General features: G+C 70.7%; 20 protein-coding genes and 6 pseudogenes. 11 read left to right on the forward strand and 15 right to left on the reverse strand.

Going from position 1 to position 26,143, the window contains the following annotated elements:
* Positions 1-33: 33 nt before the first annotated feature.
* Positions 34-438 carry an Lrp/AsnC family transcriptional regulator gene (locus OG395_RS10015; RefSeq protein ID WP_327242565.1) on the reverse strand — a complete coding sequence of 135 codons (405 nt, stop codon included), beginning with the start codon at positions 436-438 and terminating at the stop codon, positions 34-36.
* Between the two features lie 163 nt (positions 439-601).
* Between OG395_RS10015 and OG395_RS10020 the strand changes: the two are divergent.
* A pseudogene (locus tag OG395_RS10020) lies at positions 602-805 on the forward strand (alpha-hydroxy-acid oxidizing protein); the annotation flags it as partial.
* Between the two features lie 321 nt (positions 806-1,126).
* Here OG395_RS10020 and OG395_RS58245 read toward each other — a convergent pair.
* Positions 1,127-1,297: pseudogene (locus tag OG395_RS58245) on the reverse strand (transposase family protein); the annotation flags it as partial.
* Positions 1,298-1,453: 156 nt separating this feature from the next.
* On the opposite strand from OG395_RS58245, the gene OG395_RS10025 reads away from it, so the two are divergent.
* The 3 genes from OG395_RS10025 to OG395_RS10035 are packed head-to-tail and all read left to right on the forward strand — an operon-like array spanning position 1,454 to position 4,057.
* Positions 1,454-2,866, forward strand: coding sequence for an MBL fold metallo-hydrolase (locus tag OG395_RS10025; protein WP_327242566.1), 1,413 nt, complete (start codon positions 1,454-1,456; stop codon positions 2,864-2,866).
* A gap of 52 nt (positions 2,867-2,918) precedes the next feature.
* On the forward strand, positions 2,919-3,278 hold the full coding sequence (locus tag OG395_RS10030; RefSeq protein ID WP_327249300.1) for a rhodanese-like domain-containing protein: 360 nt from the start codon (positions 2,919-2,921) through the stop codon (positions 3,276-3,278).
* On the forward strand, positions 3,275-4,057 hold the full coding sequence (locus OG395_RS10035; protein WP_327242567.1) for a sulfite exporter TauE/SafE family protein: 783 nt from the start codon (positions 3,275-3,277) through the stop codon (positions 4,055-4,057). The genes OG395_RS10030 and OG395_RS10035 overlap by 4 nt, the downstream gene beginning before the upstream one ends.
* Positions 4,058-4,084: 27 nt before the next feature.
* Here the strand turns inward: OG395_RS10035 and OG395_RS10040 are convergent, their stop codons facing one another.
* On the reverse strand, positions 4,085-4,363 hold the full coding sequence (locus OG395_RS10040; RefSeq protein WP_266978054.1) for a metal-sensitive transcriptional regulator: 279 nt from the start codon (positions 4,361-4,363) through the stop codon (positions 4,085-4,087).
* Positions 4,364-4,441: 78 nt separating this feature from the next.
* Between OG395_RS10040 and OG395_RS10045 the strand changes: the two genes are divergently transcribed.
* The gene (locus tag OG395_RS10045) at positions 4,442-5,014 is read left to right on the forward strand and encodes a rhodanese-like domain-containing protein (RefSeq protein ID WP_327242568.1); all 573 of its coding nucleotides are present in this window, start codon (positions 4,442-4,444) and stop codon (positions 5,012-5,014) included.
* Positions 5,015-5,090: 76 nt separating this feature from the next.
* On the opposite strand, the gene OG395_RS10050 is transcribed toward OG395_RS10045, so the two are convergent.
* Positions 5,091-6,386 (reverse strand): alpha/beta fold hydrolase, encoded by a 1,296-nt coding sequence (locus tag OG395_RS10050; RefSeq protein WP_327242569.1) that lies wholly within the window; start codon positions 6,384-6,386, stop codon positions 5,091-5,093.
* Between the two features lie 106 nt (positions 6,387-6,492).
* Here OG395_RS10050 and OG395_RS10055 point away from each other — a divergent pair, with 106 nt between their 5' ends.
* The 3 genes and pseudogenes from OG395_RS10055 (at position 6,493) to OG395_RS10065 (ending at position 9,245) form a co-directional block, all read left to right on the forward strand.
* Positions 6,493-7,656 carry an ABC transporter ATP-binding protein gene (locus tag OG395_RS10055; protein WP_327242570.1) on the forward strand — a complete coding sequence of 388 codons (1,164 nt, stop codon included), beginning with the start codon at positions 6,493-6,495 and terminating at the stop codon, positions 7,654-7,656.
* A gap of 172 nt (positions 7,657-7,828) precedes the next feature.
* A complete protein-coding gene (locus tag OG395_RS10060; RefSeq protein ID WP_327242571.1) occupies positions 7,829-8,320 on the forward strand; it encodes a hypothetical protein in 492 nt (163 codons plus the stop codon).
* Positions 8,317-9,245: pseudogene (locus tag OG395_RS10065) on the forward strand (PmoA family protein). The gene OG395_RS10060 and the pseudogene OG395_RS10065 overlap by 4 nt, the downstream one beginning before the upstream one ends.
* Positions 9,246-9,260: 15 nt before the next feature.
* On the opposite strand, the gene OG395_RS10070 reads toward OG395_RS10065, so the two are convergent.
* From OG395_RS10070 to OG395_RS10080, 3 genes are read right to left on the reverse strand one after another with little or no spacing between them, the layout of a single operon-like run.
* On the reverse strand, positions 9,261-10,214 hold the full coding sequence (locus tag OG395_RS10070; RefSeq protein WP_327242572.1) for an ABC transporter substrate-binding protein: 954 nt from the start codon (positions 10,212-10,214) through the stop codon (positions 9,261-9,263).
* Positions 10,211-10,888, reverse strand: coding sequence for an ABC transporter permease (locus OG395_RS10075; protein ID WP_327242573.1), 678 nt, complete (start codon positions 10,886-10,888; stop codon positions 10,211-10,213). Before OG395_RS10075 ends, OG395_RS10070 begins: the two co-directional genes overlap by 4 nt.
* Complete coding sequence (locus OG395_RS10080) at positions 10,885-11,562, reverse strand: ABC transporter permease (protein WP_327242574.1); 678 nt, start codon at positions 11,560-11,562, stop codon at positions 10,885-10,887. Before OG395_RS10080 ends, OG395_RS10075 begins: the two co-directional genes overlap by 4 nt.
* A gap of 264 nt (positions 11,563-11,826) precedes the next feature.
* Here OG395_RS10080 and OG395_RS10085 point away from each other — a divergent pair, with 264 nt between their 5' ends.
* On the forward strand, positions 11,827-12,282 hold the full coding sequence (locus OG395_RS10085) for an SRPBCC family protein (protein WP_327242575.1): 456 nt from the start codon (positions 11,827-11,829) through the stop codon (positions 12,280-12,282).
* Between the two features lie 1,204 nt (positions 12,283-13,486).
* Here the strand turns inward: OG395_RS10085 and OG395_RS10090 are convergent.
* The 6 genes and pseudogenes from OG395_RS10090 to OG395_RS10115 form a co-directional block, all read right to left on the reverse strand.
* Positions 13,487-14,209, reverse strand: coding sequence for a hypothetical protein (locus OG395_RS10090; RefSeq protein ID WP_327242576.1), 723 nt, complete (start codon positions 14,207-14,209; stop codon positions 13,487-13,489).
* A 377-nt stretch (positions 14,210-14,586) separates the two neighbouring features.
* Positions 14,587-15,810, reverse strand: a complete 1,224-nt coding sequence (locus OG395_RS10095) for an IS110 family transposase (RefSeq protein ID WP_327242577.1) — start codon at positions 15,808-15,810, stop codon at positions 14,587-14,589.
* Between the two features lie 1,225 nt (positions 15,811-17,035).
* A pseudogene (locus tag OG395_RS10100) lies at positions 17,036-17,587 on the reverse strand (AAA family ATPase); the annotation flags it as partial.
* A gap of 182 nt (positions 17,588-17,769) precedes the next feature.
* On the reverse strand, positions 17,770-19,398 hold the full coding sequence (locus OG395_RS10105; protein ID WP_327242578.1) for an IS200/IS605 family accessory protein TnpB-related protein: 1,629 nt from the start codon (positions 19,396-19,398) through the stop codon (positions 17,770-17,772).
* Positions 19,399-19,717: 319 nt separating this feature from the next.
* On the reverse strand, positions 19,718-20,416 hold the full coding sequence (locus OG395_RS10110) for a response regulator transcription factor (RefSeq protein WP_327242579.1): 699 nt from the start codon (positions 20,414-20,416) through the stop codon (positions 19,718-19,720).
* Positions 20,413-21,713, reverse strand: a pseudogene (locus OG395_RS10115) (sensor histidine kinase). The gene OG395_RS10110 and the pseudogene OG395_RS10115 overlap by 4 nt, the downstream one beginning before the upstream one ends.
* A 214-nt stretch (positions 21,714-21,927) precedes the next feature.
* On the opposite strand from OG395_RS10115, the gene OG395_RS10120 reads away from it, so the two are divergent.
* Both OG395_RS10120 and OG395_RS10125 read left to right on the forward strand, forming a co-directional pair.
* Entirely contained in the window at positions 21,928-22,635 is a 708-nt protein-coding gene (locus OG395_RS10120) for an ABC transporter ATP-binding protein (protein ID WP_327242580.1), read from the forward strand.
* Positions 22,632-24,980 carry an ABC transporter permease gene (locus OG395_RS10125; protein ID WP_327242581.1) on the forward strand — a complete coding sequence of 783 codons (2,349 nt, stop codon included), beginning with the start codon at positions 22,632-22,634 and terminating at the stop codon, positions 24,978-24,980. Before OG395_RS10120 ends, OG395_RS10125 begins: the two co-directional genes overlap by 4 nt.
* Before the next feature lie 212 nt (positions 24,981-25,192).
* Here OG395_RS10125 and OG395_RS10130 read toward each other — a convergent pair.
* Together OG395_RS10130 and OG395_RS10135 are read right to left on the reverse strand one after the other, a co-directional pair.
* Positions 25,193-25,372 (reverse strand): annotated as a pseudogene (locus OG395_RS10130) (recombinase family protein); the annotation flags it as partial.
* 57 nt (positions 25,373-25,429) lie between these two features.
* Entirely contained in the window at positions 25,430-26,128 is a 699-nt protein-coding gene (locus OG395_RS10135; RefSeq protein ID WP_327249301.1) for a TetR/AcrR family transcriptional regulator, read from the reverse strand.
* Positions 26,129-26,143: the final 15 nt, after the last annotated feature.

Consider the following 26,143-nt stretch of genomic DNA (forward strand, 5'->3'; position numbering starts at 1 on the left):
CACGTTTCGGACTTCGCAGTCCGCAAGAGAGCGTCACGCAGCGTCCGGACGCGTCTCGAAGTCCGCGCCCGTCCCGGCATCCCGAGCGGCCCGCCACTCCTTCACGTGCGAGTGGTGCAGCCGCGGGCGGCGCAAAATCGCGCCCTTCTCGTTTTTGGGCGCGGAGAGCCTCATCGAGCGATCCGCGGACGTGATGGCGAAGTCGCAGCGGAACCGCAGGAGGCCGCGGCGGGTGAGTTCGGTACGGCGTTTGGCGGTGGAGAGGCTGACGCCGAGGTCGTTGGCCAGGGTCTGGTAGGGAGCGCGGCCGTCGTGGGCGAGCCGGGTGATGAGGGCGCGGTCGAAGAGGGTGATCTCGCCCGGGGCAGCGGGGGTTCGGGCCGGGGCGGGCCGGTCAGCTGAGCGCGCTGGTCCGGATCCAGGGCGGCGATGCGCCATCGGCTGCCCTCGGTGAACATGTGGGTGCCGATCCGGGCCTGCACGGCGGCGATACCGGGAAGGTTCGGGAACAGGTCGAGCGTGTAGCGGGAGATGGCCAGCAGGTCGCGGGTGGCGACGACGGCGAGGATGTCGTGTCCGGCGGTCGCGCGCTCGATCGTGAGCGGACATCATCAAGGCCCTCGCCCTGGGCGCTACTGCGGTCGGTATCGGCCGCCCCTATCTCTACGGACTGACTCCGGCCGGCAGCGACGGCGTCGTCCACGTCCTGCGTTCGCTGCCGGCCGAGGCCGACCTGATCATGGCCGTCGACGGCTACCCCACCCTCGCCGACCTGACCCCCGAGGCCCTCCGCCGCCTCACCTGAAACCCGCCAACCAGCCGTGGCCAGATCCACACGCCCGCGCCGTTCCAGGTCGCCCGGACAGCTCCGAATCTCTGCCGCGCTTGCACCGGCGGTCCCTCGCCCACCGAGTGGTTCGCCCTGGTCCACCATCTCACCGAACCGGCCCGGGCCCTCATGCAGGCCGGTCACCGAACGGACCGCGTTTCGCGACGAGGACGCCTTTCTCCAGCAGGCGTCCTCGGTGAAGGTCACATCTCGTAGGTGATGCACCAGCTGCCGACGGCGTCGTCCAGAGCGTCGCCGTCGATGCGGGCCAGCAGTCACCCGAGGCGTGGAAGCGTTGGGCGTGTCGCGGCCGAGGTCGAGTCCGGCGCGGACCTCCGGATCGGAGTCCGCTGCGCATCGGGCGATCTGCGCGAAGGAACGGGCTTCGCCGAGCACCGCCGTCAGGCACAGGGCCAGCAGCACACCGAGGCGGTAGCGGCGCCCGCGCACACGGCGGGGATCGGGCACGCGACCTCGCGCCGCCGCCGGACCGAGCAGGAACCAGCCGCCCGTCCCGTGTCGTTCCCTGCGTCACACCAGGATCCAAGAATACCCCCCGGGGTATTAGTGCTAACCTCGGTGAAAGATACCCCCTGGGGTAAACCGTACGGAAGGAGTCATGCCGTGTTCTTCGTCGACCCCCTGGAGACCGCCGGCCTCGGCAACCGCAGCTATCTGGCGGGCGGCCGGCACTCCGCGCTCGTGGTGGACCCGCCGCGCGACATCGACCGGGTCATCGCCGCGGCAGCACGGCGCGGCGTGCGGATCGCCCTGGTCGTGGAGACACATCTGCACAACGACTACGTGACGGGCGGCCTGGACCTGGCGCGTGTCACCGGGGCCCAGTACCTGGTGCCCGCCGCCGCACCGGTCTCCTTCGACCGGGTGCCGGTCGCCGACGGGGACACAGCCCCGGTCGACGAGGGGCTGACGCTGCGCGCGATGGCCACCCCCGGGCACACCCCGCACCACACCTCGTACGTACTGGAGGAGGACGGTCGCGCGGTGGCCGCCTTCACCGGCGGTTCGCTGCTGATCGGCAGCGTGGGCCGGCCCGACCTGGTGGAGCCCCGGTTGACCGCATCGCTGGCCCGCGCCCAGCACGCCTCCGCGCACCGGCTCGCCGACGAGCTCGACGACGCCGTGCCCGTGCTGCCGACCCACGGCTTCGGCAGCTTCTGTTCCTCGGCGCAGGCCGACGGGAACACCACGACGATCGGCGCCGAGCGAGCCCGTAACGACGCGCTCGTCAAGGACGTGGACACATTCGTCGCCGAGCTGCTCGCCGGGCTGGACGACGTCCCCGCCTACTACGCGCACATGGGCCCGGCCAACGCCGCGGGTCCCCGTCCACTCGATCTGACCCCGCCCGCCCCGGCCGACGCCGAGCAGATCGCGCGGCGGCTGGCCGCAGGTGAGTGGGTGGTGGATCTGCGCAGCCGGGTGGCGTTCGCCGAGGGGCATGTCGCCGGTTCGTTCAACTTCGAGGGCGAGGGGCAGCTCGCCACCTATCTCGCCTGGCTGATTCCGTGGGGCAGGCCCGTCACCCTGCTGGCGAGCAGCGCCGCCGACGTCGCGCACGCCCAGCGCGAGCTGGCCCGGGTGGGCATCGGCCGCCCGGTGGCCGCTGCGACCGGTGACCCGCGGTCCTGGGTCCGCACGACGGAAGAGCTGCGCTCGTTCCGGAGGTCGGACTTCGCGGGCCTCGCCGCGGCACGCGAGCTCGGCGAGCAGCCGGTGGTTCTCGATGTCCGCAGGGACACCGAACGCAGCGCCGGCGCGATAGCCGGGTCGGTGCACATTCCGGTGCACGAGCTGCCCAAGCGGCTGGACGAGGTGCCGGACGGAGTCGTGTGGGTGCACTGCGCGGGCGGAATGCGGGCGGCGATCGCGGCGTCGCTGCTGGACTCCGCCGGGCGGGAGGTCGTGGCGGTCGACGACGGGTTCGGCGCGGCGGAGGCCGCCGGCCTGACGCTCTCGGATCCGGCTGCCGATGCCCCCGACGGGACGACCGGCACCGCACCGGCCGCCGCCTGACCGTCGGACTCCCCCTCCCGCACTTCTGGAGCACTTCCCCATGTCTTCCCTGATGTCCTTCTTCGGGCGCGGCCCCGGCCGTGTCACCCCGGCCGAAGCCCTCCACCGGACCGCCGATGGTGCGGCGGTTCTGCTCGACGTACGCGAAACCTCCGAGTGGAATGCCGGACACGCCCCGGGCGCCGTCCATCTGCCGCTCTCCCGGCTGGCCGCCGGCCAGTCGCTGCCTGCTTCGGCGACAGGCCGCCCGGTGGTGGTCATCTGCCGTTCCGGCAACCGGTCCCGGCAGGCTGCCCGCATTCTCGCCGGACGCGGCACCGAGGCCGTCGATGTCACCGGCGGCATGACCGCCTGGGCGGCCGAGGGGCTGCCTGTCCGGAACCGTCACGGAGCGGCGGGCACCGTCGCATGAGCACCCTCATCCTGGCCCTGGCCGCCGGTGCCGTGGTCGGTCTGGCACTGGGCGGGCTGGGCGGCGGCGGCAGTGTCCTCGCCGTTCCCGCGCTGATCTATCTGCTCGGCTTCACCCCGGCCGCGGCCACCACCGCAGCTCTGCTGATCGTCATCGCGACCTCCCTGACCGGACTGGTCGCGCACGCCAGGGACGGTCACGTCCGCTGGCGGACCGGTGGCCTCTTCGCCGTCGCCGGCATCGTGCCGGCGGCTGTGGCCGGGGCCTTGTCGGTCCGGATTCCGGCGGGAGTACTGACGGCGGCGTTCGCGGTGCTCGCGGTGGTGGCGGCAGTGCGGATGATCCGGCCGCGGGTGCCTGCGCGGTGCGAGGCGGCTTCGGCAGGGCCGAACACCGCGGACGCCGCCGACCGTACGGGCGCCGGGCGGGTCGCCCGCGCCGGGGCCGGTCTCGGCGCCGTGACCGGGTTCCTCGGGGTCGGCGGAGGATTTCTCGCCGTTCCCGCCCTGGTCACCGTCCTCGCCGTGCCCATGACGGCGGCGGTCGGCACCAGCCTGCTCGTCATCACGGTGAACTCCACGGCCGCCCTGGCCACCCGCCTCACCACGCCCACCTCGCTGGACTGGGCGGTGATCGCCCCGTTCACGGCGGCGGCGGTCCTCGGTGCGTGGGACGGGAAGCGGCTGGCCACCAAGGTGTCCACGGCCGCACTCCAGCGGATCTTCGGCGCTGCGCTGCTCGCCGTGGCCCTCTTCATGCTGGTCGATGCCGTGGCCTGAGCCACGGCACCGACCCCGGATCCGGGCTCAGGCCAGTGAGAGGAAGAGCTTCTCCAGCCGGGCACGCATCTGGTCCCGGTCGGCCGGCTCTGCACCGTCGTCGGCCATGCAGTGCTGAAGGCCCGTCGCGATGATCGCGAAGCCGGCCCGGTCGAGCGCGCGCGAAACGGCTGCCATCTGTGTGATGACGTCCTCGCAGTCCCGGCCCTCCTCGATCATCCTGATGATCGCGGCAAGCTGGCCCTGAGCGCGGCGAAGGCGGTTGAGTACCGACTTCAGTTCGTCGGCCGCCATGTCGATTTCCACACATCCTCCTCCGAATACCCCAAGGGGTATTCTACCCTGTCCGGGGTACGCCCCCCGCGACGAAAGGAAACATCCCTCGTGACCAGCCCCGCCTCCCTCTCCCCCGCCCAGGCCGCAGCCCGGATCGCGGAGTTCACCGTCATCGACGTGCGGGCTCCGGGCGAGCACGCCTCCGGGCACGTGCCCGGCGCGCTGAACATCCCGCTGGACCGTCTCGAAGAGGCGCTGCCCGCCCTCAAGGCGGCGGCAGCCCGCGGATCCCTGCTCGTGGTGTGCGCCTCCGGCGTGCGTTCCACCCGCGCCTGCGACATCCTCGCCGCGGCGGACATCGACGCCGTCACGCTGTCCGGCGGCACGTCCGCATGGGAGGGCGAGGGCCACGACCTGGACCGTCCCGCCGGCGCCCGGGCCACCTGGCCGATGGAGCGTCAGGTCCGGTTCGCCGCCGGTTCGCTGGTGGTGGCCGGTCTGCTCGCCGGCCGGCGTTTCCCGGCCGCGCGCTGGCTGTCGGCCGGCGTCGGCTCCGGTCTGGTCTTCTCCGCGGTGACCAACACCTGTGGAATGGCCGCCGTCCTGTCGAAGTTGCCGCACAACCGGGCCCCGCGCTCGGCTGCGGACTTCGACGCCACGCTGGACGCCCTGCAGGGCTGAAGCGGTCCGGACGTACCCGTACGGCTGGAGCCGGTCACGCCACGCGCGTGACCGGCTCCTGCCGTGGACAAGCAGGTCAGAGCTCATCCCGGACAAGGGCGAGCAGTCGGTCGAGCACCCGCGGTCCCCCGGCGCGCACCCCGTCGTGCTCGAACTCGTTCGTCACCCACGTGCGCAGACCACGGATCGACGCGGCGGTGCGCAGCGCGTGCTCGGTGTCGACGTACATGTCGTCGTGATAGACAGCCGCGGCCACCGGTACGTCATTGGCGGCGAGGCGCTCGGTGTCGTACAGCTCGGGCCAGTCGGTACGGGAGGCGAGCAGTTCGGCGGTCTCGCGCAGCGGGCGCAGGGCCGGGTCCACGTCGAAGTGCCAGGGATGGATGCTCTCCCCGGTGAAGAGCACGGGCGCGTCGCCTGCCAGGGCGGTGGCGGCGTCGAACTGCGGGAATTCGGCGCGGACCCGCTCGGCGGCCCAGCCTGTGGGCTCCTTGCCCTGGCCGTAGATCGCCTCGTGCATCAGGGCGTACAGCGGGTGGCCCGCAAATGAGTTGGCGGCGCGCATGGCCTCCTGGAACGTGTCGGATAGCTCGATGCCCAGCGGCGTGCGGACGAAGGCGTTCTCCAGCAGGTAGTGCAGCTGGTGGCTGCCGTTGCCGCCGCCCAGCATGATGCCCAGGGACTGGAATCCCTCGAGCGTCAGGCGGTGTCCGGCACTCTCCGGGCGGTGCTCCAGGAGGTACGCGGCGACCTCGCGGGCGCGCTCGACGTCCTGCGGGTAGCGGGCGTAGTGGGCGGCGACCTTCCGCTCGATCCGCGGGTACGCGGCCCGGTACACGTCGTCGGCGTGGGCGTCGAGCGAGGGCAGTCCACCGGTGATCAGGACGGCCTCGAGCCCCTCGGGGGCGGCCGAAAGATAGCGGACCGCGCAGAAGCCGCCGAACGACTGACCGAGCACGGTCCACGGGGCGCCGCCGGTCAGCTGCGGCCGGATCAGCTCGCAGTCGCGCACGATGTTGTCGGACCGGAAGTGGGCGAGATAGTCGGCCTGCTCACGCGGGCCGCCGCGCAGCGGAAGAGTCTGCCGGTTGGCCGGCGTGGACAGCCCGGTGCCGCGCTGGTCGAGCAACAGCACCCGGAACTCCTTCACCGCCCGCCCCAGCCAGGCCTCGGTACCGACGAAACGACGGGCACCGAAGCCGGGTCCACCCTCCAGGTACACCAGCCATGGCAGCTCGTCGTCGGCCCTGCCGCTCGCGACGGCCTCCCGGCCGAAGATCTCGATCTGCTCGCCGCCCGGATCGGCGTGATCGAGCGGGACGGTGAAACAGCGATCGGTGAGAACCACGCCGGGCTGCCGGTAACTGGTCAAAAGGTGCTCCTGAATCAGACGTATCACAGACAGTTCAGCACACACCCGTGACTCGGACAGTCCCGGCCCGTGTGCGACGCGCCCGGGGGGCTCCTAGCGTGCAGTCATGATCCGGTTCGAGCAGGTCAGCAAGGTCTATCCGGACGGTACAACCGCGGTCGACGGGCTGTCCTTCGAGGTCGCCGAGGGGGAACTCGTCACCCTTGTCGGGCCGTCGGGCTGCGGCAAGACCACCACGATGATGATGGTGAACCGGCTGATCGAGCCGACCTCGGGCCGGATCCTGGTGGACGGCGAGGACATCGCGGGGATCGACCCGGTGCGGCTGCGCCGCCGGATCGGCTATGTCATCCAGCAGGTCGGACTCTTCCCGCACCGCACGATCCTCGACAACACCGCGACCGTTCCCTCCCTGATCGGCTGGAAGCGGGGCAGGGCCCGGGAGCGGGCGGCGGAACTGCTGGATCTGGTGGGACTCGATCCGAAGACGTACGGCTCCCGGTACCCCGCCCAGCTCTCCGGCGGCCAACGCCAACGGGTGGGTGTCGCACGGGCACTGGCCGCCGATCCGCCGGTGCTGCTGATGGACGAACCGTTCGGTGCGGTCGACCCGGTGGTGCGGGAACGGTTGCAGAACGAGTTCCTGAGCCTGCAGGCAGCCGTCAGGAAGACGGTCCTGATGGTGACCCATGACATCGAGGAAGCGGTCCGGATGGGCGACCGGATCGCGGTGTACGGAGAGGGGCGCATCGAGCAGTTCGACAAGCCGGCCACCTTGCTCGGCACACCGGCGACGCCGTACGTGGCCCAATTCGTCGGCGCTGACCGGGGACTGAAGCGGCTGTCGGTCACCACGATCGAGCGGGACGACCTGGAGGAGCCGCCGATCGCCCTGCTCGACGAACCCGCACGCTCGGCGGCGGCCCGGCTGAACGGCGCGGGGGCCCGCTGGGCGGTCGTGCTCGGCGGCGAGGGCGAACTGCACGGCTGGGTGCCGGCGGACGCACTGCGGATCGCCGGGGAACACGGCACGGTCGGCGAACTGGCGCGCCGGATGGATGCGTGGGTACCGGTCGGGGCACCGCTGAAGCAGGCGTTCAGCGAGATGCTGCAGCACGACGCAGGGTGGGTGGCCGTGCTGGAGGGGTCGCGCTTCCTCGGCGTACTGACTCCGGCGAAACTCCACGAGGCGCTGCGCCGGTCGGTGGACGCGGACGCGCGGGGAGTGGGGCGCGGCGAGGTGCAGTTCGACTCGGTGGCGGACGCCTGACGGACCGGTGGGCCGGTGCGACCGATCCGCCGGGCCCCGCGTCGATCGGGTACGCCCGATGCCCGGTGCGAAGATCCCTTGACCCGCCTCCCTCGCGAAGCCCAGGTTTCCGCGGAGAGAAAGCGCTTGCTATCCGGTGAGTGCCCTGTCGCCCGCCCAGGGGGTGCTTGTCATGTCTAAAGATTCCCCGCACCGACGGCCGATCCGGGTCGCGATCGTCGGCACGGATGCGATCGCACGCGACAGCCATCTGCCCGCGCTCACCGCCCTCGCCGCCGAACAGCCGCTGCAGATCTCCGCGGCGGTCGATGTGAACGCCGGCTCCGTCGAGGCGTTCTGCGCGGACGCGGGCATCGGTCATCCGTACACGGACCTCGACCTCATGCCGGCCGAGCAACGGCCCGCCTTCGGCCCCGACGTGGCCAGCTCTCACGAGGCGCAGCTGCGCGGTCCGCTCGACGACCTGCGGCCCGGGCGCAGGCCGCGCAGCAGCAGCGGCGCCGACGACCGCACGAGCCTCGAACTCGTCGCCGCGCTCTACAAGGCCGCCTTCACCGGTGCCACCGTCCGCGCCGGTGAGATCGGCTCCGGCGATCCGTACTACAGCGCCCTGCACGGCAGTGCCGCCGGCTGGGCGCCCGAGCCGTCGGCAGTGACGGCATGACCGAGTCGCTGGAACTCGTCCACCGCCACGGCGACCACATCGCGGTCGCCGTGGCCGGCAGCGGAGTGGAACCGATGCGGTACGTGTACCGGCCGGAGGCTCGCCGGGAGGCGCCGAAGCCGTACATCCATCCGCTGTGCACCCTGTCGGACCGGGTGGTGACCGACTACCGCCCCAACGACCACCGCTGGCACAAGGGCCTGCAGCTCACGGCCTCCCATCTGTCCGGGCAGAACCTGTGGGGCGGCACCACCCATGTGCACGGCGAGGGCTATCCGGCGCTCCCGGAGCGGGTCGGTTCCACGGCGCACCGGATCTTCGACGAGGTGGCGGTGCGGGGAGGCAGGGCGACGGTCGCCGAGCGGCTGAGCCGGCATCCCCACACCGGCGACCTGTGGGCGGACGAGGCGCGCCGGATCGGCGTCCACGAATGGACACCACGACCGGCAGCTGGGCGCTGACCTGGTCGTCCGCGATCACCACCCGCCGGGACGAGGAACTGCGCTTCGGCAGTCGGACCACGCACGGTCGGACGAACGCGGGCTACACCGGGCTGTTCTGGCGCGGCCCGCGCGCCTTCCGGAACGGCAGGATCCTCACCGCGGAAGGCGAGGGCCCGGAACTGATGGGCCGGCAGGCCGCGTGGCTGGCGTACAGCGGTGAGCACGACGGGGCCGACGGGCACGCGATGCTCGTCTTCGTCCATGCACCGGAGAACGACCACACGGGCGCGGGCGAAACGCATCCGGCGCACTGGTTCGTACGCAACGATCCGTTCGCCGCGGTGGCACCGTCGTCAGCGTTCCACGACGAGCTGGTCCTGGACCCCGGCGCCACGCTGACCCGCCGCTACCGGGTGCTGGTCGCGGACGGTGTCTGGGACCGCGAGCGGATCACCGCACGGATCGCGGAACTCCCCTGGTAGGTGCGCGCACACCGCTCAACTGCGCGGAATGAGCTTCTTGGACTCCAGGTAGTTCCGGGCGACGTCCTCGGGGAGCCGCCGCCAGCTGTCCACCTGCTCGTTCATCCGGGCGAGATCGGCGGTCGTCAGTACGGTGTTGAGCCGGTCCAGTGCGTCGCGTACGCCCGGGCTTCCCGCCCGGGACCGGTTGACGACGGGGACGAGGTGATCGGCGTTCTGCAGATGCTTGTCGTCGGCGAGCAGGACCAGCCCGAAGTCGTCGAGGGTGGCGTCGGTGGTGGTGGTCACGACCATTTGGTCCCGACCGCTCCGGACCGCCTGTTTCGCCTGTGTGGTGCCGACGCCCTTGGGATCGACGGCGGTGATGTCGATGCCGTACGTCTTCTTCAGTCCCGGAGCGCAGTAGGGCCGCTGCACGCATTCGTCGCCCGCGGCCAACCGCACGGGAAGCCCTGACCTGCCCAGGTCGCTGAGCGTCCTCAGCCGGTGCTTCGCCGCGTACGGGGCGGTGACCGCGAACGCGTTCTGGTCGACGGCGCGGCCTGGGGCGAGGACGGTGAGGCCACGGCGCGTGGCGAGGGCGCGCAGGGCCTTCATGGTGGTGTCGAGGTCGGGTGAGCCGACGGGGGCGGCGTCTGCGCCGCTCTTCTTCGCGTTCAGCCAGTCGGCGAAGGTTGCGGCGTACTCCGGTACGACGTCGATCTGGCCGCTCTCCAGTGCCGGTTCGTAGATCTCCCGGTTGGTGACGGAGATGACCTTGGTGGAGTAACCGGCCCGGTCGAGCAGCAGCGCGTACATCTGGGCGAGCAGGTCGCTCTCGGTGAAGCCCGCGGAGCCGATGGTGAGGTGTTTGCTGTCGCCCGGCGGACCGGTGACCTCGCCCTGGTCCTCCAGGGCGGGCCCGGTGGTGCACGCGGCCGCGGTCAGCAGCAGCGTCAGGAGTACGGGTATGGTCCGGCCGTCCCTCATCGGGATTCCTCGCCGCGCACCCAGTCGGGGGCGAGCCGCTGCCCGAGCTCGAAGCTCCCTTCGACGATCAGGGCGAACACGGCGACGAGGATCGCCCCGGCCACCACCTGCGGGGTGGAGGCGAGGTTGAAGCCGGCCGTGATGATGCGGCCGAGTCCCCCGCCGCCCGCCAGCGCGGCCAGAGTGGCGGTGGCGACGAGCTGGACGGCCGCGATCCGTACACCGGTGAGGATCAACGGCAGGGCGAGCGGCACTTCGACCCGCAGCAGCAGCTGCCGCCCCGTCATGCCCATGCCTCGGGCGGCCCGTACGACATCACGGTCGACCTCCCGCATCCCCACGTACGCATTGGTGAGCAGCGGCGGGACGGCGAACAGCACCAGGGCGATGACGGTCGGCCCCTCGCCGTACCTGCCGATCGGGGTGAGGAGCAGCAGGACCAGGACGGCGAAGGTGGGGACGGCGCGGCCGATGTTGGAGATGTTGACGGCGAGTGCCCCGCCCTTGCCGAGATGACCGAGGACGAGAGCAGCGGGCAGCGCGATGAGGCAGCTGATGAGCAGGCAGACGACGGTGAGGACCAGGTGCTGTTCGAGCCGGTGCCAGATGCCGTTGTCGCCGGTCCAGTGGGCGGAGCTGGTGAGCCAGGACCAGGTGTCGGAGAGGGTGTTCACGACTGCCTACGGGTCCACGGGGTCAGCAGCCGCTGCGCGCCGAGCAGCAGCAGGTCGGCGGCGACCGCGATGACGACGCAGAGGACGGACGCGGTGAGCACCTGGGCCTTGAAGTAGGTGTTCATCCCGGAGTAGATGAGATTGCCGAGCCCGCCGTAGCCGACGATCGCACCGACGGTGACCAGGGAGACCGCGGAGACGGTGGCGATCCTCAGCCCGGCCATGGCGGCGGGCAGAGCGAGCGGCAGCTCCACGGCGACAAGGAGCCGGACGGGCCCGTAGCCCATGCCGCGCGCGGCCTGCCGGGTTTCCTCGGGCACGGCGCGCAGTCCGGCAAGGATGTTCCGTACGAGAAGGGTGAGCGAGTAGAGGACGAGCCCCGCGACGACGAGCGAGGCGGAAAGTCCGTAGACCGGCAGCAGCAGCGAGAACATGGCGAGCGACGGCACGGTGTAGAGGATGGTCGTCACGCCGAGGACGGGTCCTGCCGCCCAGCGCAGGCGACGGGCGGCAAGCGCGAGCGGAAGGGCGAGGAGCAGTCCGATGCACACGGAGACCGCGGTCAGCTGGAGGTGCTGGAGGACGGCGTCCCGGAGGATTTCGCGACGGCTGGTCAGATAGGCACCGCAGATCCAGTCATTGCGCGCGAGGCAGTCGTCGGGGGGCGCGGTCACGAGTTCATTGGAGCGCGGGAGCCGGGCACCCGCGCGTCTTGATCGACTGTTCGTGGGGCGGGCGTGCGGGGCGGAGGGCGGCGCCCGGAGCGGCCGCCGTCGCCGCTTCCCTCGGGTGACCAGGCGGGTCCGTTGCCCTGTGCCATCAAGCCTGCCGCCCGCCTCCGCCTGACTTATGATCACCATCCCGCGCCTTCGCGGGCCTGCGTTCACCTGCCGCACCCCGCAGCCGGAGCGCAAGCGATCAGGGGACGAGGAGAGGTCATGGGCACTCAATTCGAGGCGACGGTCGAGATCGACCGTCCGATTGCCGAAGTCTTCGCCTATCTCGCCGATGGCGAGCACGACCCGGAGTTCAGCCCGCGAGTGCAGCGGATCGACAAGTCGCCGACCGGGCCGACAGCGGTGGGGACGGTCTTCAGGAGCACGGTGAAGGACGCCGGCATGAAGACTCAGCGGGAGTTCGGGATCACCGAACTCGTAGCGCCCACACGCATCCGCTGGGCGGAACGCTCGAAGAACCTCGTCACCGCCACCACCGGCGGCTACGACCTCGAGGCCACGGCCGCCGGGAGGACCCGGGTGCGGATCTTCAATGTTCTGGAGGGCCACGGCATCGGCAAGCTCCTCGTCGGCTTCGCCGCCGGTGCCGCGCGCAGGGACGCCCCTGCGTTCGGGCAGCGGATCAAGGTGGCGGTGGAGGCGTCGAGCGCCCGCTGAGAGCGCCCGCTCCGTGTATCACCGGTCCCGACGACCAGTCGACCAGCTCCACGAACACCGCATGGGCACTCCGCTGCGGGTGCGAGGCCGGCGGGCGCCGGACCGCGGGGCCGGCTCGCCCGCCACGGCAGGGCCCGGCCCGCCGACGTCAGGACAGAGGAGAGCGGCGGTCCGCAGAGGAGCACGGCCCGGGCCGGTCCGATCGATCCAGGCGCCCGTGATACGGGAGGCGAAGCGTCGTCGGACGTCCGTACGACTCAATCGGAGCGGCGGACGCGGCACATGGGTTCTCGTACGCACCTCGCACGCGAGGCGATGGGGTGAGCCGCACTTGCTGCGTACGGGTGGCAACCGCGCGCCCATCGTCGGGTGAGCCCGCGCGTGACGGTAGACCATGAACAGACCTCACCTTCTTCCGTACCCACAGAGGAGCCCCCGCATGGGGACACCCGGCCATGCCGACGACGCGTCCGGCTTCGACCCTCTGCACGCGATGCACACCGACTGCACGCTGCAGCGTTCCCCCCGAGATCAGCAACGCGGAGGGGCTGATCGACCGCAGCCGCGCAGTGAGGGCGGAGCGCGGCGTCACGACCGAACTGATCCGGGCGATCGACCACGACATCGCGACCGGCGTGTGGGCGGACATGAAAGGGCACGGCTGGAAGACGGACGCCTGGCCCGGACGCGGGCACGGGTGGCCCGGAGATCGGCTCACCCATCGCCATACGCGTTCATGATGAGGAACCTGATGCACCTGGCGCGGCTACTCAAGGACGCGGGTGGATTCCGGCGCACGGAAGCAGCGCCGGGAGGGGGACGTCGGCTGTCGCCTCGACGTCGGCAACCCCGAGCACCGCTGATGCCGGGTCCCGGAATGGCGAACGGCGCGATCCGAGGAGAGCTGCGCACCGTGGACACAAGAGATTTCCCTGGGGATGTGACGAAGCTCCCGGTGGATGAGTTGCCGAGCAACGTCATCCACCAGGAGCCCCGAGTGCCTGTCCACTCCTCTGCCATCGACCTGCCCAGCTCTGCCCCGGGGGTTCCTGACGTCGGAGTTGACGGCGCACCGGCTGCCGGTCGGGACCCGGTGGCGGCGTCCTTGTCCGACGCGACGCCCCTTGCTGCCCCTGGCCGACCTCCCGGAAACCCCGGACCGATTCCGACGGACCGCGGGTTCCAAGTGATGCGGGTGGCGCGGTTACCACCTGTAGTGGTCACCGATCACCCGGAAGCTGCCCACGACGCCATCGTTGGCGAACAGGCCCCCCTGGACCGTGGGGGTCACGACGCCGTGGGTGGCGCCGTGGGGACCGACGGTGGCGACCGGAGAGCCGTTGTCGCAGGTGGACCCGCGATAGACCTCAACGGTCTTCCAGCTGTCGTTGCTGATGCTGAAGCTAGTTGAGCCCAGTCCGCTGGCCGCGGTGATGCAGCCCTCGGAGGCGGCGGAGTACGTCCGATCGTTGAATTGGATTTGTCCGTCCTGTCCGCCGTCGTAGCCACGGTCCGAACCGCGGTCGTAGCCACCGTCGCGACCCCCGTCACCGCGACCCCCGTCATCACGACCTCCGTCATCACGACCTCCATAGTCGCGACCTCCGTCATCACGACCTCCGTCATCACGACCTCCGTCACCGCGACCACCGTCATCACGACCCCCGTCATCACGACCGCCGTCCCCCATCCCGTATCCGCTGTCCCCATCAGGGAGCGTCCCGGAGGGGGCGGCCTTCGGGACGGACGGCACGGACTTCGGGACAGCCGGGGCGGCTTGAGGGACGGACGGGGCGGCCGGGGCAGCCTTCTGGACGGACGGGGCGGCCTGGGTGGATCCGTCGGCCGAGGCATACGTGATGCCGGTGACGGCAAGGACCGATGCGCCTACTGCGGCGGCGGTCACGGCGAATTTGCGCGTGGTCATGTCACTTCTTCCTGTCTCAGAGACGCCGACCGTGCAGCCGACCTGTGATGAAACGTACTAACCCCCCGTTTTGCTGTCATATCGGGCATCTCGAAGGTGTGACACCAGGGGGCCGCCCGGGCGTACGTACGAGAAGCCGGAGCCCGACCTGATACGTCAGTGCGGTCGGCGGATCCGCGGGGGGGTGCCCCTATCTGTTTCGTCAAGCCTGGCGGGGCTGGTTCGTAGGGGTTGGTCCTGGTTTTCGGGAACGTCCCGCGAAGCGGGATGTTCCCGGCGGATCGGGTGCCTGGTGGGCAGCTCGGTGGCCGGCAGGACGGGGGTGGCCGTGCCGGCGTGCGGACGTGAGGAGGGCTGAAGGGCAGACGGATGGGGTGTCAGGCTGCGAGGTCGACGTCACTCGGAGTGCGTGGTTCGTAGAGGGCGCCGGTGCGGATCATCGCGTGGATGACGTTCACGCGTTGCCGGGCCAGGCGGAGGACCGCCTGGGTGTGGGTCTTGCCGCGTGCGCGCTGGCGGTCGTAGTAGATCCGGGAGGACGGGTCGCTCTTGCAGCCGATCGCGGCGAACGCGGCCTGGAACAAGGCACGTTTGAGGAGCCGGTTGCCGCGGTGGGGTGCGTGCTCACCGCGGATGGAGGTGCCCGAGGACTTCGTGGCGGGGGCGAGTCCGGCATAGGAGGCGAGGTGTCCGGCGGTGGGGAAGCCGGTGCCGTCACCGATCGCGACGATCACCGCGGCCGTGGTCCTGACGCCCAGACCGGGCAGCGACGTCAGGAGATGGAAAAGAGGGAGGGCCTCCAGCAGGACGGCGATCTCCTGCTCGGTGGCCTGACGCTGGGTATGGGCGGCGGCGAGCTGGGCGGCCAGGCCCGGCACGATCAGCGCGGACGCCTCGGTGCCGGGAACAACCAGGGTCTGCTCGGCAAGCGCGTCGTAGATCTCGGTGGTGAGGTGGTGGGCCTTGCGCGAGCCGTGTGCCTTCAGCAGAGCCTCGCACCGCGTGCGGCCGAGCTTCTTCAGCCTGGCCGGCGAGCCGTGCCTGGCCAGGAGGGCCAGGACGTAGGGGTAGGCCAGGCGCGGGCCGAGCACTCGCTCGAGGGAAGGATGAATCTGGGAGAGCAGACCGCGCAGCCGGTTGGTGGTGCGGTTGACCTCGCCGGCCAGGTCGTTGTCGTAGCCGGTGAGCATCGTCAGCTCGGCCAGCACCTCGTCGTCGCGGTCCACCGCGCGCAGGGTGTGCGGCATGGACCGGGCGGTCTCCGCGATCACGAACGCGTCGCGGGCATCGGTCTTGGCCTCGCCCGGGTGAAGGTCGGCTGCCCGCCGCATCGACAACCCGGGCAGGTAGGCGACCCGGCAGCCCGCCGCGCGGGCTGCCGTCAACGGCAGCGCGCCGATGTTGGCGACCTGGTCCACGATCACCAGTACGGTGCCGAACTTCGCCACCAGTTTGGTGAACAGCTCCAGCAGCTTCGGCTCGGTGTTGGGCAGCCGTTTGTCGTGCACGGTTCTGCCGTCCGCGGTCCGGCCGTGGGCGTGGTGGAACTCCTTGCCCAGGTCCAGACCGAGGAAGAGATCTGTCGCGGTCGTGTCGACCATGTGCGCGTGCCCCTCGCCTCTCGTCGCCTCAACTCCCAGCCGTCCCTGCGGCACCACACGCCGGCAACCACGTTACGCAGACATCCCCACCCGCAAAGCGGTCCGGCATTGCGCCGGACCAGGCGGTCGTCAGGCCCCTCATCAGCGGTCAAGCGGTGCCCCGAAGCCCGGCGGCAACACCCCCCAGGTCATCGACTTCGACAGGGGGCACACAGCCATACCGGACCCGGGGGCCAGGCACCCCATTGCGGGGCCACGAAAACGGTAACGGGGGGGGCGAGAGGGCGCGGTGAGCCGTAGCGGTCGGAGAGCGACTCGACGGGCGAAGCAGTGGTCATTCCGGTCGCCCCCACGGAGGGATTGGGCAGCCCGGCGACACCCATGGATGACCTCCCCACAAGGAGAACCGGTCGTTGGGAGTGCGCTGCCCTGCTCACCGTGAAGCAGACCCGCAGGACCTCCGTCGTCCTGAAGGGGTCGGCACAGACGACAGTGCTCGGCCGGGTCACCCCAGGGCAAGCACTTCAGCCGGTCGTTCATCCCCCAGTCGGCCCAGCATGCTGAGAAGATCGGGCCATTGCTCCTCCGGTTGGGAGCCGGTGAGCTGCATGTAGTGCGGCCCCGCCACCCACGCCAGGAAGAACGTGGTGAAGTCGTCGGCCGCCCTCTCGAAGGCGGCCGACTTCCACCATTCGATCCCGGTGTCGGGGAAGTGCCAGACCGCCCCCGTCGAACGGTTGACGAAGATCGGTTCGTCGGAGACGACACCGGGACAGAACCATTCCTCGCGGCCGAGGCTGACCTCGGCCCCGTCGACCGGGTCCGCGTAGAACTGCATGCCGCCGACGGTCGCGGCGTCGAACACGGTGACGTCTCCGCATGTACCCCCGTCGCATACCGCGAGAAACTCCCGGTACCGGTCCGGCAGGTCGGCTCCGATCGTCTCGGGCCGAGCCCCGGCGGGCAGCGAATTCAGCATGCTCCACTCATTTCGCGTGGCGGTCGCGGCGCGCAATTCCTCCACCACCCGCCGGAGTTCGGCAGTCGCCTCGTGTTCCCCTATCATTCGATCTTGATCTCGACCTTGACGGGAGTGAAGTCGTCCGGGCTCTTGATCTGCGGCCAAATCTGCTGGGGCCGAATTGCGCCAGTTGGGGAACCGGTCCAGCACCTTGAGGCTATCGGTCACATCGCCCGCCCAGCTGCACCGGCCGGCTTCGGCAGTGGGCGTCAGACCCGTCACGGACAAGATCAACTCCACCGTCTCTTCGACGGTCATTTCTGCGTTGTCGATCCAGGTTCCCTCCCCTGCGAGTTCTTGGCGCATCGCCTCGTCCAGGGGTGACCAGTTGGTGGCCAGGACTTTGTCCCGCGCCTGATTGCGCCGCCAGGCGGTTGCCGGCCCCGGGGCCAGGAAGATGACATGCAAAGGCGCAGCCGTCAGCGAGGCGCGGTAGAAGTCAAAGTGCGAACGGCGTACCACGACATCGTCGAGTACGGGGACGAATCCGGCCGCCGCAAAGCTGTCGGCCAGCAGACACGCATTGCGGGCCCGCAAAAGGATCTGCCGGTCGGCTTCCGGATCGGGGGTCGCCGAGGGCCACCGGCCGCCACTGACGATCATCGTTTGGAGCTCATCCACCTCAACATGCGCTGCCAGCCGCAGCCGATTGGCCAACGCGGCAGCCACCGTGGACTTCCCGCTGCCGGGGACACCGCTCAGCAGGACAACACCAGCAGCAGGTTCGCAGTCAACCGGCAACACACTCAGGGTCATACGAGCACTCCAATTGTGGTGATCGAAACCCTGCGAGAGTAGACGACCGCCTGCCGTGTGCTCCTCCCACCAACCACCACCAGCACTTCCCAACAGTCCCGAGCAGCGGCGTGATCGACCGGGCGGATGCTGGACATGGCATCGCAGCTCGACATCGCGATGCCGACTGTGCCAGACCGTTCCTAACCAGTGCGCATGAGTGAGTCTTGGACCCACTGTTGCGTACTGGGCGCATCCCGAACGGTGTTGGATACGCTGGGTTCCCGCTTTCGCTTCCCGCTCGGCGACGGCCCTCCAGGGGGCCGGTCCGTTGTGGGTGGGCGGGTTCCCTCACGCCCCCGGTCACCTGGTTCGGCCTGGACGGTCCGATGCCCCGCACGATCACTCCGGTCGTGTGGGGGCAGTGCCGTCCGACGCCGGACCGGGTACCCGAGGGCGCGTCGACCGATCGCGATACCGGCGGCATCGTGACGGGACATGGTGCGCTGGGGGGTGGCCAGCGGTTTCTGCCAGTGCTGGGCACCCCACAGGGAGGTGTAGGCGGGGTCGACCGCGACGACCGCGAGGCCCTGTTCGGCGGCCATCGAGACCAGCCGGGCCTTGAGCCTGCCGGTCGGGATACCGGAGATGAGCTGCCGGAACCGCTTCTGGCGGCCGTGCTTCTCCCGGGTCTTCTCGGTGGTGAAGTCGAGGTCCTCGATACCGATCGCGGCGACACCGGCCTGCTTGGCCCAGTTGATCAGGCGGGTCAGGGCGTGGCGGATCTGGGCGTCGCGGTGACCGGCCGAACCGGACAGGTCATAGGGGAAACGATGCGGCCCGCCGACCGGGTTGCCGTGCCGGTCGAGCCGGTAGGCGGCGAAGTGGTCGGCGTTGGTGTCGACGCCGATCATGCCCCGGGCGCGGGCGGTCTCCAACGGGACGGTCCGGACGGCGGGGCGTTGCCAGGATGCGGTGAGGTACCAGCGGCCACGGTCCACGTCGAGGTGGATGCGGTAGGCGACGGCCCGGTTCGCTTCGATGCGGTCGGCCCACTCCGCGCCCCGGTGCGCGAACGCGATGCGGGCACTGAGGGTGTACCGGCCGTGCCGGGCGTTGGCCAGGTGCGCGAGCGGGGCAGGCAGCCTGATGCTGACCTCACCAGTGTCGGTGACGCGGATCGTCTCGTTCCCGAACCGCTTCCCCGACTCACCATCAGCAGCGATGAACCAGCGTCCCGCCTCCCACCGTTGCCGCCATTGGTCTTCGGTGAGCTGGGCCTCGGTGAGGTGGTGGCGGGTGTTGAGGAGACGCTTACCGCCCCGTACGACCCGGACCCGCCCGGCCTCCCAGTCGGCGACAGCCGCCGTGTGCCGCGCTTCCAGCATCGCAAGGCGGCGGGACTTGCGGAACCACTCGCCCTTGGAACGGTAGCCGCCCGCGGCCCGCCTCGTTCCGGGCTCCCCGAGCGGGAGGGACAGGCGGTGCCGCAGCATCGTGATCCCGGCCGCCAGGCTCTGGATGTGCGCTGCCTGGCCACGGCGTGCGAGCGCCCACTGATCGTGCGTGGCCTTCGTGATGGCCCCCGCGATCCGCGACGACGACACCCCGGTCAGCCCCCGCTTACGCGCCGCCCAGGTCTCCGCACCGTGCTCCAGACCGTCCGCACAGCGGGCCTTGAGATCACCGGAAGCCAGTGCCCCCTGGTGCTCGCCGACCGCGCGCAGCACCTTCTCGTCCTGGGGCGTGAGGTGTTTGAGGCGGTCCCGGACCGCCACCCCGCAAGGCCCGGGCACCACGAAGGAGGCTGTCAGCTCCCGCAGACCACCCACCACATCACCCCCACCCGGGCCGGACACCTGCCACCCGACCCAACGAGCCACAACCGTCAAGGTCACCCATTCGACCCCAGAACCCCCGTTCCCACCCCCACAAACCCACCCACAGGACTCACTCCCGCTCGCTACAACTCACTTCAATGCAGCAAACCGACAGCAGCTCGCAACCCCCACACCGCGCCGAACGCGGACATCGGGCGACCGTTCTATGCCGGTACGGACGCGTGAACTACCGGGACATGCGCAGTTTCTGACTACTGATCCCTGGTCCGTCGCACAACAGCGCGGGGGCCGGCCAAGCCTCGGCTTCGGTCTATGTCTGCTCGGTGGACTGCTGGGCGGCCTCGCGTTCGCCGGCGCTGACCAGCCCTGTCTCGTAGGCGACGATAACGGCCTGGACACGATCACGGAGTCCGAGCTTGGCCAGGATGCGGGCGACGTGCGTCTTGACGGTCGCCTCGGCCAGGTGGAGGCGGGTGGCGAGTTCGGCGTTGCTCAGCCCTCGGGCCAGCAGGCCGAGGACCTCCAGTTCGCGTGGGGTGAGCGAGGCGAGGTCGCGGTGGAGGGCGGCGGTGTCGCTGCCACGCTGGGTGAACCGCTGTACGAGACGGCGGGTGATGGCGGGCGCGAGGAGAGCGTCGCCGGTACGGACCGTGCGGACGGCCGCGGTCAGATGCTCGGGCGTGACGTCCTTGAGGAGGAAACCGCTGGCCCCGGCGGACAGTGCCGCGTAGACGTATCGGTCGAGGTCAAAGGTGGTCAGGATGATGACGCGGGGCTTGTCGGGGGCGCCGGTGAGGATGCGGCGGGTGGCCTCCAGGCCGTCCATCTCGGGCATCCGAACGTCCATAAGGACCACGTCGGGACGTGTGCGGCGGACCGCTTCGACCGCTTCGGTTCCGTTGGTCGCCTCGGCGACGACGTCGATGCCGTCGGCGCCGAGGATCAACCGGAATCCGGTGCGGACCAGGGTCTGGTCGTCGGCGAGGAGCACACGCAGCGGCTCGGTCACGGTGTCTCCAAGGGGATCAGGGCCTCCACACGGTAGCCGCCGCTCAGGCGTCGGCCGGTTTTCAGGGTTCCGTCGTAGACGGCGAGGCGCTCGCGCAGGCCGATCAGGCCCCGGCCGCTTCCGGCGGCCGCGCCCGGGTGTCCACCGGTGTCGGTGACTTCCACCCGGAGCCGTTCCGGGCCGTATTCGACGGTCACGGTGGCGGTGGCGCCGGACGCGTGCTTCACGGTGTTGGTCAGGGCTTCCTGGACCACGCGGTAGGCGGCGAGTTCGAGGGCGGGAGGGGACGGGGCGGGCCGGCCACGGTCAGGTCGACGGGCAGTCCGGTGTCCCGGACCCGTCCGACCAGCGTTTCCAGCTGGTCCAGGCCGGGTTGCGGGGCCAGCTCCGCCGCCGTATCGGCCAGGTCTGCACCTCCGTCCGCCCCCTCGCCCTCGTCGGCCATGGTGAGCAGTCCCATGACGTGGCGCAGCTCGGTCATGGCCGCCCGCCCGCCCGCCTCGACGGCGAGCAGCGCCTCACCGGCCTGCTCGGGGGAGGTTTTCATGATCTTGCGCGCGGCGCCCGCCTGGATGATCATCACGCTGACGTTGTGCGTGACGACGTCGTGCAGTTCGCGGGCGATCCTGGCCCGCTCATGCTCGACGGCCCGGCGCAGCGCCTCGGCCTGTTCGCGTTCCAGGGCGGAGAGCCGGGTGCGGCCCTCGTCGGTTCGGAGTTTCCAGGTACGCAGGCCGACGGCGGCCACGGCCATCGGGACCAGGATCAGCAGGGCGATGTATTCGTTGGGGACGATCGGTGTCACCGAGTTCCCCGAGGTGCCGACCAGGACGACCGACACCGGCAGCGCCGCCAGGGTCACCACCCGGTACGGGCTGTACACGGCGGCGCTGTAGACGGCGATGACGAACGCGTAGAAGGTCAGCCGCAGGACGCTCTGCGGTGTCGCCAGTGTCGCGGCCGTCACGATGCACAGCACGGCGAGCGGGTAGCGGCGGCGCAGCGCCAGGGCACCCGAGGCGATGACCGCGAGGGTCACCATGAAGGCCATGCCGCCGGGGCCGGACGGGCGCGGCACGACGCGCTCCACGCCGGGTGCGATCTCACGCACCACGACGTTATTGGCGTTGTCGATGCCGTAGTAGACGGTGGCGATTCCGAGTGCCAGTGCCACCAGCGCGTCGAACTGCCAGGCGCGCCGGGTGGGCCGCAGCGGTGGGCCGCTCGGAAGCCCGGCGTCGCGGACCGTCTGGCGGGCGGCTTCCCGCAGCCGCTCCAGCGTCGTACGTACGTCCATCACCGGTTCATTGTCGCCACCGCGCGAACCCGCGGAGTCCGTCCCGGTGGTCATTCCCACCGCACCGGATACATCACCCGCCTACATCGCAGGGATGACGTTTCCGGGGCTCATCCCAGCGCGGTACCGCAATGGGTTCGGGCGGGCGACGCGTGCAGGCCGGGCCCGCTCCTAGCGTTCACGCAGCCAACTGCCCCCATCGAAGGAGCCCTTCATGACCATGCCGGTGGTCGAACTGCGTGAGGTGAGCCGCCGATACGACGACGGCCCGCCCGCTCTCGACGAGGCGTCGCTGACCGTGCAGCCCGGCGAGGCCGTCGCGATCCTCGGCCCTTCCGGCAGTGGCAAGTCCACGCTGCTCAATCTGATCGCGGGCCTGGACCGGCCCGATACGGGGACCGTCACCGTGGGCGGGGTGCGGGTGGATCGGCTGGGCGAAGCCGGATCGGCGCTCTACCGGCGGTCGAAGATCGGTATGGTCTTCCAGTTCTTCAACCTGCTCGACGATCTGACCGTCACCGACAATGTCGTGCTTCCCGCGCGCCTCGCGGGTATGGCACGTGGCGAGGCAGACCACCGGGCGGCGGAACTCCTGGAACTGCTGGGCATCGACCGGCAGGCCCGCGCCTACCCGGGGCGGCTGTCCGGCGGCGAGCGGCAGCGCGTCGCGGTGGCCCGGGCGTTGATGAACCGGCCGGCGCTGCTCCTGGCCGACGAGCCGACCGGGGCCCTGGACACGGCCGCCGGACAGGACGTCAGCAGGCTGTTCACCGGCCTCAATGCCGAGGGCCAGACCGTCGTCGTGGTCACCCACGACCTGGCTTTGGCCCGGTCCTGCACGAACCGTACGGTCCGGATCGCCGATGGCCGGATCGCCGAAGACGTCCGGTCGCAGGCCGTCGCCCCGGAGGCCGTCCGATGAGAGCGCTCGGCAAGGTGGTGCGCTCGGGGGTGGGACGACGCCGGGTGCAGACGCTGGTGATCGGGCTCGCCACGATGATGGCGGTGGCCACCTCCGTCCTCGGCGGATCGCTGCTCGTGGTTTCCGGCGCGCCCTTCGACGAGGCCTTCGCCAAGCAGCACGGCGCGCATCTGTCCGTGCAGTTCGACGCGGGCAAGGTGAGTGCCGGGCAGCTGTCGAAGTCCAGGGACGCCGAAGGGGTGAGCAGTGCGGCCGGGCCGTTCGGTACGGCGACGGTCATCCCGCGGTCGGACGGGGCGGGCCCCGGGTGGCCGATGACCGTGGTCGGCCGGGGCGATCCCGGCCGGGACGTGGACGAGGTGGCACTGCTCGACGGGCGGTGGCCCACGCACTCCGGCGAGATCGTGCTGTCCGCCAACTCTTCACTCTTCCCGACCATGGGCATGAAGGTCGCCTTCCCCGATCTGTCCGGCGGTCCGACGCTGACGGTGGTCGGTGTGGCCCGCTCGGTCACGCAGACCGCTGACGCCTGGGTGGTTCCGTCCCAGATGCCGGCGCTCACCGCGCCCGGCAGCGGCGGCTACCAGATGCTCTACCGCTTCACCGACGCGGGCACCGCCGCGCAGATCAGCGCGGGCGGCAAGGCCGTGACGGAGTCCCTGCCGCCGGGAACGGCCGTCGGCGAACAGTCATGGCTCACCGTCAAGAAGACCGCCGAGCGCGACACCGCCCTCTACGTCCCATTCCTCATCGCGTTCGGTGCCCTGGGCCTGGTCATGTCGGTGCTCATCGTCGGCAACGTCGTCGCGTCGGCCGTCGGCACGGGAACGCGCCGCATCGGCATCCTCAAGGCCGTCGGCTTCACCCCGGCCCAGGTCGTGCGGGCCTACGTGGGCCAGGCGCTGATCCCGGCCGCTGTCGGCACGGCCCTCGGCCTCCTCGCCGGCCACCTGCTCGCCGTCCCCGTACTGGCCGAGACCGAGGAGGTCTACGGCACCTCGTCCCTGGCCATCGCCCCCTGGGTCGACCTGGCGGTGATCGCCGGGGTGCTCAGCCTGGTGGCGGCGACCGCGTGGGCGAGTGCCTGGCGGGCTGGGCGGCTGCGTACGGTCGATGCGCTCGCCGTCGGGCGTACCGCTTCGGCGGGCCGCGGCCGGTGGGCGGCCCGCCTGGCCGGACGGCTGCCGTTGCCGCAGCCGGTCGCCCTTGGCCTGGCCCGGCCCTTCGCGCGGCCCGCCCGCGCGCTGGCCATGGGCACGGCGATCCTGTTCGGCGCCCTCGCCGTCACGTTCACCGTGGGGATGGGCGCCTCGCTCGGCCAGGTGATGAAGGCCAAGGCCCACGACGCCGCCGATGTCGTCGTGCCCGCGCCCTTGCCGGACTTCGGACCCCAAGGCCCTGGCCCCGAGAAGCGGCGCAAGGCGGATCCCGCTGCAGTCGCCGCGGCCATCGAGGCCGCCGCCGGAACCGGGAAGTACTACAGCGCCGCGACGGTACGGGCGACCGTGTCCGGCCTGACCGGCACCAGCGACGTGATCGCCTTCACCGGCGACGCTTCCTGGGGCGGCTACACGATGGTCTCGGGCCGCTGGATCGACAGGCCCGGCGAGGCCGTGGTCCCGACCCCCTTCCTGGCCGCTACCGGCACCCGCATCGGCGACACCGTCACCTTGAACGGCCTGGCCGAGCCGGTCACGGTCCGAATCGTCGGTGAGGTCCTCGACCCCCGTAACGACGGCATGCAGGTCTTCACCGACGCCTCGACCCTCACGGCCGCACATCCCGACCTGACGGAGACGAGCCATCACATCGCGGTCACGTCAGGCGCCGACGTGACCGGCTACGTCGACGCGCTGAACAAGGACCTGACACCGCTGGGGGTCACCGCTCGGGTCGGCGGGCTCGACGCCGGCGGCGACATGGTCGTCACGCTCAACGCGCTGTCCGTGACCCTCACGCTGATGCTCGTCGCCGTCGCCGCGCTCGGCGTGCTCAACGGCGTGCTGCTCGACACCCGCGAGCGCGTCCGGGAGATCGGTGTCCACAAGGCGCTCGGCATGACCCCCCGGCAGACCGTCGCGATGGTCCTCACCTCGGTCGTCGTGACCGGACTGGTCGCGGGCGCTCTGGGCGTGCCGCTGGGCGTGGCCCTGCACGGCTGGGTCGTCCCCGCGATGGGCGACAGCGTGGGGCTCCGCCTCCCCGGTTCCGTCATCACCGTCTACCACGGGGCCCAACTGCTCCCGCTCGCACTCGGCGGCCTGCTCATCGCCACCCTGGGTGCGCTCCTGCCCGCCGGCTGGGCCGCCAGGGCCCGAACCGCCACGGCCCTGCGCACCGAATAGGAGGTCAGGGTGAGAGCTCGTGCCTCCGGCCCCCAACGCAACGAGCGGTGGGGGCAGGTTGGCCGGCTCCCTCCAACTGGCGCGGGACGCGGGAGTTCCGGACCTCTTTCAGCTCCGGGATGTGGTTGCAGAGCGTACAGACGGAGACGCCGACCGCGGGCGGCGGCCAGACCCTCGTGGGTCCCGGCGACGATGAGTTCGCGGATGAACTCCGCCAGGGCGGCAAAGACGTGGAAGATCGGGCGCCCGCCCGGGGTGGTGGTGTCGAGCGCCTCGGGCAGGGACTGGAAGCCGATGCCGCGCTCACGGAGTTCGGCGACCATGTTGACGAGGTCCTGGAGTGAGCGGCCGTAGCGGTCGAGGGAGGGGACGACCAGGGTGTCGCCGGGAATGAGGCAGGCGTGGCACGCCTTGAGAGGCCCTGGCCCCCGGAGACACCGCCCCCTCCCCTACTTCGAGCGCCGCACCCTCCTCCTGGAGGTGCTCGCCGGAGTCGGTGCGCCCTGCTGCCCCTGCTCGTCCGTCGTGGCTTGCGTGCTGCTGGTGTGCCGCATTGTGTGTCGGATCGTGTGCCGCACGGTCCGTCGGGCCACAGGCCCGAGTTCTTCCAGAACGTCGGCCAGGGTGGCGAGCTGCTCCAGCGCGTCGAGTGCCTGTTCGGCGCCGTCGTGGTCGACCCCTTCGTACAGTTCCAGACCGACGAAGGACGCCGCCACCGCCCGGGCCAGACCGGCGGGGTCGGTGAAGTCGGCGAGCGCGGTGGAGCCGAGGACCCGGATCAGAACCTTCTCGATCTCGTCGATCCACAGCTTCAGTCCGGCCGCGGTTGCCGGAGCGAGGCGGGGTTGGGTCTGGGCGCCGGCCAGGAGCTGTGCGAGGAAGGCGACGTGGCCACCCGCCCGCTCTTCGGCATGCAACTCGCGTCCGCACTGGAGTAGTTCAGTGAGAGTGCTGACGGAAGCCAGGCGGTCGCGATAGCGGACCACGCGCTGTTCGGCCCCGTAGCGGCAGGCTGCTGCCAGGAGTTCGTCGACGGAGCCGAAATGGTAGAAGACCAGAGCCTGGTTGACCCCCGCGGCGGCCGCGACGGAGCGGGCGGAAGTCTTGGCGATCCCGTGCTCAGAGAGCGTGTTCAGGGCGCCTTCCATGAGTTTCGTCCGGGT

The organism is Streptomyces sp. NBC_01320 (assembly GCF_035974375.1).
Lineage (GTDB): Bacteria > Actinomycetota > Actinomycetes > Streptomycetales > Streptomycetaceae > Streptomyces > Streptomyces yanii.

Bases quoted from the DNA above. Each gene is read 5' to 3' on its own strand.
- OG395_RS10035 (WP_327242567.1), top strand. From the start codon at position 3,275: ATGAGCACCCTCATCCTGGCCCTGGCCGCCGGTGCCGTGGTCGGTCTG.
- OG395_RS10015 (WP_327242565.1), bottom strand. From the start codon at position 438: ATGGCGCATCGCCGCCCTGGATCCGGACCAGCGCGCTCAGCTGACCGG.
- OG395_RS10060 (WP_327242571.1), top strand. From the start codon at position 7,829: ATGTCTAAAGATTCCCCGCACCGACGGCCGATCCGGGTCGCGATCGTC.
- OG395_RS10135 (WP_327249301.1), bottom strand. From the start codon at position 26,128: ATGGAAGGCGCCCTGAACACGCTCTCTGAGCACGGGATCGCCAAGACT.
- OG395_RS10120 (WP_327242580.1), top strand. From the start codon at position 21,928: ATGACCATGCCGGTGGTCGAACTGCGTGAGGTGAGCCGCCGATACGAC.
- OG395_RS10055 (WP_327242570.1), top strand. From the start codon at position 6,493: ATGATCCGGTTCGAGCAGGTCAGCAAGGTCTATCCGGACGGTACAACC.
- OG395_RS10030 (WP_327249300.1), top strand. From the start codon at position 2,919: ATGTCCTTCTTCGGGCGCGGCCCCGGCCGTGTCACCCCGGCCGAAGCC.
- OG395_RS10125 (WP_327242581.1), top strand. From the start codon at position 22,632: ATGAGAGCGCTCGGCAAGGTGGTGCGCTCGGGGGTGGGACGACGCCGG.
- OG395_RS10090 (WP_327242576.1), bottom strand. From the start codon at position 14,209: ATGACCACGCGCAAATTCGCCGTGACCGCCGCCGCAGTAGGCGCATCG.
- OG395_RS10085 (WP_327242575.1), top strand. From the start codon at position 11,827: ATGGGCACTCAATTCGAGGCGACGGTCGAGATCGACCGTCCGATTGCC.
- OG395_RS10070 (WP_327242572.1), bottom strand. From the start codon at position 10,214: ATGAGGGACGGCCGGACCATACCCGTACTCCTGACGCTGCTGCTGACC.
- OG395_RS10095 (WP_327242577.1), bottom strand. From the start codon at position 15,810: ATGGTCGACACGACCGCGACAGATCTCTTCCTCGGTCTGGACCTGGGC.